The sequence below is a fragment of the Yeosuana aromativorans genome, from assembly GCF_014646655.1.
GTDB classification, from domain to species: Bacteria; Bacteroidota; Bacteroidia; order Flavobacteriales; family Flavobacteriaceae; genus Yeosuana; species Yeosuana aromativorans.
The window spans coordinates 73,050-81,960 of the sequence record NZ_BMNR01000009.1 but is presented as its reverse complement, the minus strand read 5'-3'; the positions used below and the strand labels follow the sequence as shown (position 1 = coordinate 81,960).

Here is an 8,911-nt window from a genome sequence, read left to right as displayed (position 1 = left end):
TGAACTAGATTTTCAACATCTTGAGGTACAAACCAGCTGTGTTGCCATGCATTGCCTTCGGTGTAATCGGTATGTTCTCTGTGATTGGAATGTTTCGGGTCAAAAGGCTCATTCCAAGATACACCATCATCCGATTTGCCGCGCATGAACCCTGTTTCTGGATCAAACACATATTGATATGCTTTAGAACGATTCAAAAAATACTTGTAATCATCCTCTTTCCCTAAAGCTTTGGCCATTTGTGCCACACACCAATCATCGAACGCATATTCCAACGTAATGGTAACGGATTCGTCCAATAAATTATAAGGAACATATCCGTACTTTTTATAAAGGTTTAAACCACGTTCATCTTGCATCATGGTTGCTTTCATGGCTTCATAGGCTTTTTCAGCATCAAACCCTTTAATTCCCTTTTGATAAGCATCTACAATAACAGGAATGGAATGATATCCTGTCATACAATTGGTTTCATTGGCATAAAGCGTCCAAACAGGTAAAATGTTTTTGGTGCCGTAATAGGCCAACATGGAGTTAATAATATCTGATGTTTTATCAGGAGCTATCAAGGTCAGTAAAGGATTTTCTGCCCTAAACGTGTCCCAAAGCGATAAAGTAGAATACGCTGTATAATTTGTAGCTGTTACAATACTATCGTTCCCTTTTCTAAACTGTCCGTTTTTATCACTAAAGGTTACTGGTGCTAATTGTGCATGATACAATGCGGTATAAAAAATGGTTTTAAGCGAATCAACAGGAGTTTCAATTGTTATTTTTGATAGCGCTGTATTCCAAGTGCTTTCAGCGTCTTCTCTTACTTTTTCAAAATTGAAATCTCCAGAATCTAAATTCTCTTTGGCATTGGCAATACTAACTGATGACACAGCTACTTTTGCAAGTAATTCGTTGCTGTCTTCGGCATTGAAAAACAACTGTGCTTTGGCTTTCTCTCCATCTACAGATTGCCCATCAATACTATTTTGATTCTCCACTAACGTATATTTTGAAATAGGTTTGGAAAATGTAGCAACAAAAAATACTTTCTGGTTTTTTGCCCAACCTGTACTAAAACGGTAACCGCTTATGGTATGATCATCTTCAATAGTTATAGAAGATTTTAAGGCTTTATCCCAATTGATAGCAAATCCTAAATCTATAACCACTGATTGCTCGCTTTTTTCAGTAAAGGTATATTTGTGATAGGCCGTTCTTAAAGAAGATGTCAATTCTACATTCACTTTTGGATCCTCAAGAAACACCTGATAATATCCAGGGCTTGATTTTTCGTTAGTATGGCTATATGATGATTTATATGGAAGTGAATCTCGTGAGGTTGTATTAAAAGTTAAATCAATAGCTTTATTTGTTGGCATAAACAATATATCGGCCAAATCGCCAATACCAGTTCCACTTAAATGTAAATGGCTAAATCCGGCAATTATGGAATCTGAATAATGATATCCAGAGCACCAGTCCCAACTTGAAATACCATTATCTGGACTCACCTGCACCATTCCAAAAGGAACCGTGGCTCCAGGGTAGGTATGCCCATGTCCACCGGTTCCTATAAAGGGATTGACTAATTTAACAAAGGATGCTTTATGTTGCTTATTTTCAGTCGTACTTTCTTTGCAACCAGAAAATAAAACAACTAATAAAATAAAAAGGGTACCGTTTTTCATATAAAGACATCATAATTTAACTTTAAATTTTCACTAATTTTATTGTTTATAAAAGTAATTTAGGTCCTATCGCATCTGTGAATATTTTTAAAAAAAATTATGATAAATTTAATGAAAAGAAAAATATGTACTGATAATCAGTTAGTTACGTTTTTTAAGATTCATTACAAAGGTCTAAAAAAAGGTTCCAACTATAACAGACGCAACAGAACCAACTACCTTGTCGTATTATAATTAGTGAAAAATTAATAAGTTTTCACATGTTTTTTACTACAAAACTTGTTATGGACTGATTATTTTTTTAATTTTATCTCTTAAAAATTTGTATGCTCTGTAATGACCTAAGTCGTTAAAATGTGTTCCGTCTATAGTCGCTTCATGATCCTTACCAATAAGATTTTCACTATTTATGTAAAAAATATTTTTCCTAGTCATTTTTCTTCTTTCATAAACTTCATTCAATGCATTGTTTTGTTCATTTATAGATGACATTGTCCCAAAGACTGTTTTGTCATCTTTTTTGAAGAAAGCAAAATCTCTCATTATACTTTCTACAAGTATAATTGGGACTGTATCATTAATAGAGTTTATATAGTCAATTGTTTTTGGCAGATTTTTTATAATCGTGTCTGCTGGAGAGTTTGGTGTGCAGTCCAAAATAATTACTGAAGGGTTTGCAGTCATTATGTATTCGGCAATTTCTTTTTCAAATCTACCGTTACCGCTAAAACCCAAGTTGATTACTTCTTTGTTAAAATGTCTTTCTAATAGCGCAGGATATGTTAGTCCTGGACGTGAAGCCGACGCACCTTGTGTTATACTTGTTCCATAAAAAACAATTGGGTGAGAAGTATCTATAATTTCTTTAGATGGTTTATTAATGGAAGCACCTTTATCTATACCGATTTCAAGTGATTTAATCCCATCATATAAAGGTAGATTTAGTAAGTATTCTCGATTAATAGTATCCATTCCTTCTATTACAATTGCTTCGTTTTGGAATGTATCTTCTGGTTTTGCAACACCAACGAATTGCCATTTGTTATCTGTATATGCATACAAATCTAACCCTTTAGAAACTATAGGGGTCATATTTGGCGCATTGATATTGTTCTTCAATTTCCAACGGATCTTTATTGAGGAGGTGTTGGAAGAAAACCGAATAGAAATACCCGCTGAATTTTCAGAAAGCGCCCAAACAGGTTTTCTTACTTTATTTTTAGAAATTAATGGAAGTCTATCATAAGTTTCTGTATTGGGTAGCTGACCGATAATTTCAAATTTTGAAGCATCGTAAAAAACGGTCGAAATTGAGCCTGTGTATTTAATTTTTTCTTTTTTTATTACGGACATTCTGTCTGGAAAAAACTTTGATTTAAGTTTTGGGCAATATTTGTATGCTATCAAAATTGTCCCACATATAAAGACAATATTCAGCACAATTGAAATTCTTGCTATTGTTTTATTCTTCATTTTTGAAAGATTACTTTATATATTGGTTCTATCCTGCTTCAATCCTTGTTAAAAATTCTATGTCAAAGATAATAAAAATTAATTAACTGTATTATGTATTACATAAAAATTTTATTTACAACAAAAAGCGGACAAAAGGAACCACTAGCAACCGATAAAAACAAGCATAGCATGATTTTGATTATCCTTTAAACAACAAAGAATAGAATGAGTTTTTAAGTAAGTCAAAAAAACATTTTAGATGGCTCTCTTTGGCCATCCTACCCACCTATATGCGATGCAACCAAATTTTGAACTAGCTACTAAATTAAATAAGCTTGGGAAAAAATTTGTCATCCATTTTCTCCATTTGAAATTTTTGGAACTCCCTTTAAAAGCTCAACATCACTATTGATTAATGCACCACCAACGAAAAAGTTAATCACAAAGACCCTTTTACTTATAGCAGATCCATTTTTCATAAATTCCGTGAATCGTAATAGGATGATGGAACGTAGCATATCCTTTTTTCAGTTCAATAGGAATTGGTTTAAATTCTGCTTTTTGTTCTTCAGTTAAGAATGGCATCAAACCCTCCACATCTCCCGCTAATAAGGGTTTATTCAATAAACTCCACTTATGGGGCTTTGGGATATAGTGCAAACCGTCGTTATCAATAAAGGTATCATCCAACCTGGTTCAACAGGCTAAATGTTGAATGTCTATGGTTCGAGTCCAATAAGAATAACCTTGATACCAAGCTACTGCGCCACCGTGATGCGTCAGTTTACAAAAAATTAGTCATGCCAAAACCTAACAGGTATACCGTCTGATAGTTGATAGCAGTCATTACAAATGCTGTATTCCAGAGTACTTCATAAAACCCCTTAATACGCCAATGCTCAATGAATGAAACAAAACTGAATATGGGTCTTCAGATCCATTGCTATAAATTCATAAAGCAAATAGTGTACTGGGTAATCAGAATTCGCTATCTGGATAAGTTCGTCCCGTAAAATATCTACCTACCATTCTTTTAATAATTTTATTCCAGACAAATACCCATATTCATGAAAATCTGCAATCTGTTCATCAATAAACCATATGTGGTTTCCATTCTTCAAGCATTTGAGACTGTCCGAACACTTTAGAAATGAAGTAATGGTAATCTGCAAGATCTTTAATTACATCCATGAGTTTAAAATTTTATTAATAGTGTGTCAAATTTAATTATGTACAAGAAGGATTTCCGGTTCTGTCTCATCTATTATTTTTTGTCAAAATTTGCAATAAATTTAATGGAAATATAAAAATTAATGCCTGATATTAATACAATTACATTTTGAAAATTCACTACAAATGTTTAAAACCAACTCTAATTATGACAGATGCTACAGCCCCCGCAACAGGTTTGGCCCATAGGATACAATACATCGACTACCAATTTCTCAAAAAGTTCCAATGTAGCAATGCCTCCTTTTGGATACAATTGATTTATATGACATGGTATAAAAAACCCTACTTTCATTAATCTAAAATCTTATTCATTATCCGTTTGTACTACATTTTTTAAATTATCTTTTTGAAATGTATGTTTGGCATAATTTAGTCCCAGTGCATCAAATCTTTTGGTTAATGCCTGAAGTCGTGTATTAAAATCATCATAATTTCTGTTTGCTGTTGATGACCATACAACTTCCGACAAAGCAGACATTCTTGGTAAGATCATATACTCAACATAATCGGTTGTTGCCATATATTCTGTCCAAACATTCCCTTGTGCTCCCAAAATGAATTTTTGTTCATCAGCAGTCAGTTCTTCTGGTGTTGGATCATAAGCATATACATCGGCTACTGTTGTTTTACCCCCTATGGCCAACGGTTCGTTTTCTTTGTTTTTAGCTTGATAGTGATCAAAATAGCATGAATGCCCTGGGGTCATGACAACGTCATGATGTTGTTTTGCTGCCTCTAAACCTCCTTTTGTTCCTCTCCAAGACATTACCGTAGCATTTGGTGCCAAGCCACCTTCTAAAATTTCATCCCATCCTATAATCTGTTTTCCTTTTGAATTAAGGTACTTTTCTATTCGCTTTACAAAGTAGCTTTGCAATTCATGCTCATTATGCAGACCCTCTTTTTTAATTCGAGCTTGACAATTTGGACAACGCCTCCAATTTTCCTTTGGGCATTCGTCTCCTCCAATATGAATATATTTTGAAGGGAACAATGGGATTACTTCATCCAATACATCTTGAAGAAAGATAAATGTACTCTCTTTGCCAGCACAGAAAACATCGTTAAACACTCCCCATGTTTCTTGTACAATTTTAGGAGTTCCTAACGCTTGAAGCTCCCTCCCTTTATCGGACATCATATCTTTTGTAACCACTGTAGGTCCATTTGGAAAACAGCTTAAACTAGGATATGCTGCTATGGCAGCACTACTATGCCCTGGCAATTCTATTTCAGGAATAATGGTCACATGGCGAGCAGCCGCATAGGCCACAACACCCTTAACCTCTTCTTGGGTATAAAACCCTCCGTATTCTTTTTGATCGTTGGCAGTTCCTGGATAATGCCCAACAATAGTACCATATCGCTTTGATCCGATTTCCGTTAATCTAGGATACTTTTTAATTTCTATACGCCACCCTTGATCTTCGGTTAAATGCCAGTGGAAGGTGTTCATTTTATGCATCGCAATAAGATCTATATATTTTTTAATAAATGATACCGGAAAAAAATGCCTGCCAACATCTAAATGCATCCCTCGGTACACAAACCTTGGATTGTCCGTGATATTAACCGCAGGTATTGTTAGCTCTTTTAAGGTGCCATCCCTGGCTTCAATTCTTGCTGGCATCAACTGACGTAATGTTTCAATGCCGTAAAATATACCAGTAGCACTTTTTCCTGAAATGGTGATTTTATCATACGCTACCTGCAATACATAACCTTCATCATTTTTTATGGTATCATCTAACTTAAGGACAATATTTCCCTGTGTTACTTCTGAAGAAAAAGAAATTGGATAGCCGGTAGCAGCACTCAATATACCTGATAAAAAACCACCTTCATTGGCAAGTGATGGATCTCCTATGACTTTTGTTTTTTTATCTACTAAAAACTTACCTTTTAAAGGTTCCATTTTTAGTGGCTTCGGAATTATCAAATAGTTTTCTTCTGTATTGGTTGCTTCTTTGTACTTATTGTTACAAGAAAAACTTAACAAGCACATTAATACAATAATAGAATACCTCATTTTTTTAATTTTAATAATTTATAACTCTTTGCTTTTATCAACAATTATGTTGGTAATGTATGTTGTCCCAAGATATTATTAACATTTGCTACAATATTGTCAATTGGTCTCTTTACAAAAGACCTTATTTTAATGTGCCGTTTTTTTGCTTCAAGTAAAATTTCTTTCTGTAAATAATAGGCAATAGATCCTACAAAATGTAAAGGGCTATTCTCAAGTTCCTTTTTATAACATGCAATAAGAGTATCAAATAACTCAACGATCCCTTTTTCAATAATTGAAACGATGAATGGTTCCGTACGGTTATGGATTAAAAAGCTTGCAAAATTACCTAAATAAGCACTTGGGTTTTCGGTTTCATAAAGGTTCTTTAAAATCAAATCTAGAGATACATCAAAACTTTTTTCAAACTTCTTATGCAACTCTGGCGGCATCTTATTGTAAAAATAAGACCGAAGCAACTGTTTCCCAAAATAATTCCCACTGCCCTCATCCATAACCACATACCCCAATGAAGCCTGATGGACATGAATATCTACCCCGTCATAAAAACAACAATTTGATCCTGTTCCTAAAATGCAGACAACCCCTGGAAACGAAGTAGTCCCTCGTACAGCAGCAGTTAAGTCTTCTTCAACAAGTACCTTGGCATTTGGAAAGTAATCATTAAGTATCTTAATTAAATTAAGCTTTGATTCACCTTCTGCACATCCTGCCCCATAAAACAACACCTTTTTAATATCCTCTTTTAACCTGTATAGCTCTTTATTTTCATGCAAAATCTCACATATTTGATAAACACTCAAAAGCCTTGGATTGATACCTTTTGTGCCTGTTTTTAAAATCACTCGTTTGTCTTTACCAAGAACTACCCAATCGCACTTTGTCGATCCGCTATCCGCTATTAATATCATTTCCTGTAATTATTTTATTTATTAAAATCAATAATATGATTCAATTGAGCCATTATTTTTTCACAAACTATTCTTGATTTTCCTATAACTTTAATTCCAATATAAACCCGTTCATCATTATCAATCTTAAAACTTCCTATACAAAAACACCCATTAGGAAAATATACTTTTAGCTCTTCTGACCCTTCTTCCCTAAGACACAAATCAAATTCACCAATAACCCAATTGACAAACTTATTGTATATATCTAAGCTTTTAACTGGTTCAACTTTCACTAATTCGAAACAGGATGAATTAGTATTAGAAATTTTATTTTTCATATATCATATGGTATTTCCATCCAATTGAAGCCATTCTTGATTAAAAGACAAGCATAACATTACTAACTCAAATAAAGCTCATTTTAATTTTAAAAACTCCACCTAACAAATGCTTCCATTGCCGCATAGCGTGACAGTCCCAATTGGTCGTACAGCTCAGCGGTCTCCCTGTTCCTGTCCTCCGCCCGCTGCCAGAACTCCCTGCTGTCCGAGCCCTGGAAAACAACCCCATCCTTTTGCGACTGGTGCTTAAAAATGCCCTTGCGCTTTTCAAGTACCTGGTCCGGGCCCATCGGAACGGCCATCTCAATCTCATCAATGCCCCATTCCTGCCAAGCGCCCCGGTACAGCCATAGCCAACAATCGTCCATGAACTTTTTGGGCTTTAGCTTTTTCACAGCTTCAAGAACAGCATCAAGGCACACCTTATGGGTTCCGTGGGGGTCCGCCAAATCACCGGCCGCATATATCTGATGGGGCTTGATCTTCTCTATCAGGTCCATTGTTATTTGTATGTCCTTTTCTGCCAACGGTTTCTTTTCAATGCTACCGGTCTCATAAAACGGCAATTCCATAAAATGGATTTGACTGTCTGGAACACCTATATAATGGCAGGTTGATTTTGCCTCTCCTTTCCTGATCAGTCCTTTGATATACCTAACCTCTGGAATATCAATTTCGCTGGATTTCTTGTTCTTGAGGAATGTCTTGGCCTTTTTGAAGATTGATTGCGCCTCTTTGTTGTCGATTCCAAATTTTTCATTGTAATCACAAACAAAGCTTGCAAAGCGCAGTGCCTCATCATCTGCCACCGCTATGTTCCCTGATGTTTGATAGCCCACATGTACTTCATGTCCCTGCTCTTGCAAGCGCTTGAAGGTGCCGCCCATGCTTATGATATCATCATCTGGGTGCGGACTGAAAATAAGAACGCGCTTGCTCGCTGGCTCGGCCCGTTCCGGACGTTTGCTGTCATCAGCATTTGGTTTGCCGCCCGGCCAACCTGTAATGGTGTTCTGTAGTTTATTGAATATCTTGATGTTGATATCGTAAGCTGGACCAGAATCTGCCAGCAGATCACTCATTCCATTTTCAATATAATCCGCATCCGTGAGCATTAAGATTGGTTTTTTTAAATCAATGGCCAATCCCAAGACCGCTTTTCTGATCAGTTTATCTGTCCAAACTACTTTCTCGACCAACCAAGGCGTATTGATCCTGGTCAGTTTTGATGAGGCCGCTTGGTCCAAAACAAAGGTGGCGTTGTTGTGCTCTTGT

Annotated in this window: 8 protein-coding genes; all 8 read right to left on the bottom strand. The window is 35.6% G+C overall.

Annotated elements, in window-relative coordinates; genetic code table 11:
- The coding region (locus IEW94_RS15655) for a GH92 family glycosyl hydrolase (protein WP_188654798.1) at positions 1-1,682 on the bottom strand (1,682 nt) is incomplete at its 3' end.
- 282 nt (positions 1,683-1,964) lie between these two features.
- Positions 1,965-3,155 carry an SGNH/GDSL hydrolase family protein gene (locus IEW94_RS15650; protein ID WP_229669550.1) on the bottom strand — a complete coding sequence of 397 codons (1,191 nt, stop codon included), beginning with the start codon at positions 3,153-3,155 and terminating at the stop codon, positions 1,965-1,967.
- Between the two features lie 435 nt (positions 3,156-3,590).
- The gene (locus IEW94_RS16955) at positions 3,591-3,827 is read right to left on the bottom strand and encodes a phytanoyl-CoA dioxygenase family protein (protein ID WP_229669549.1); all 237 of its coding nucleotides are present in this window, start codon (positions 3,825-3,827) and stop codon (positions 3,591-3,593) included.
- A 682-nt stretch (positions 3,828-4,509) separates the two neighbouring features.
- Complete coding sequence (locus IEW94_RS15640) at positions 4,510-4,662, bottom strand: heterodisulfide reductase-related iron-sulfur binding cluster (RefSeq protein WP_188654791.1); 153 nt, start codon at positions 4,660-4,662, stop codon at positions 4,510-4,512.
- Positions 4,663-4,674: 12 nt separating this feature from the next.
- A complete protein-coding gene (locus tag IEW94_RS15635; protein WP_229669548.1) occupies positions 4,675-6,399 on the bottom strand; it encodes a beta-N-acetylhexosaminidase in 1,725 nt (574 codons plus the stop codon).
- A gap of 44 nt (positions 6,400-6,443) precedes the next feature.
- Positions 6,444-7,313 carry an N-acetylglucosamine kinase gene (locus IEW94_RS15630; RefSeq protein WP_188654789.1) on the bottom strand — a complete coding sequence of 290 codons (870 nt, stop codon included), beginning with the start codon at positions 7,311-7,313 and terminating at the stop codon, positions 6,444-6,446.
- Positions 7,314-7,327: 14 nt separating this feature from the next.
- Complete coding sequence (locus IEW94_RS15625) at positions 7,328-7,633, bottom strand: hypothetical protein (protein ID WP_188654787.1); 306 nt, start codon at positions 7,631-7,633, stop codon at positions 7,328-7,330.
- A gap of 89 nt (positions 7,634-7,722) precedes the next feature.
- The coding region (locus tag IEW94_RS15620; protein WP_188654785.1) for a PIG-L family deacetylase at positions 7,723-8,911 on the bottom strand (1,189 nt) is incomplete at its 5' end.

Coding starts and splice junctions, on each gene's coding strand:
- IEW94_RS15625 (WP_188654787.1), bottom strand. CDS start 7,633: ATGAAAAATAAAATTTCTAATACTAATTCATCCTGTTTCGAATTAGTG.
- IEW94_RS15630 (WP_188654789.1), bottom strand. CDS start 7,313: ATGATATTAATAGCGGATAGCGGATCGACAAAGTGCGATTGGGTAGTT.
- IEW94_RS15635 (WP_229669548.1), bottom strand. CDS start 6,399: ATGAGGTATTCTATTATTGTATTAATGTGCTTGTTAAGTTTTTCTTGT.
- IEW94_RS15640 (WP_188654791.1), bottom strand. CDS start 4,662: ATGAAAGTAGGGTTTTTTATACCATGTCATATAAATCAATTGTATCCA.
- IEW94_RS15650 (WP_229669550.1), bottom strand. CDS start 3,155: ATGAAGAATAAAACAATAGCAAGAATTTCAATTGTGCTGAATATTGTC.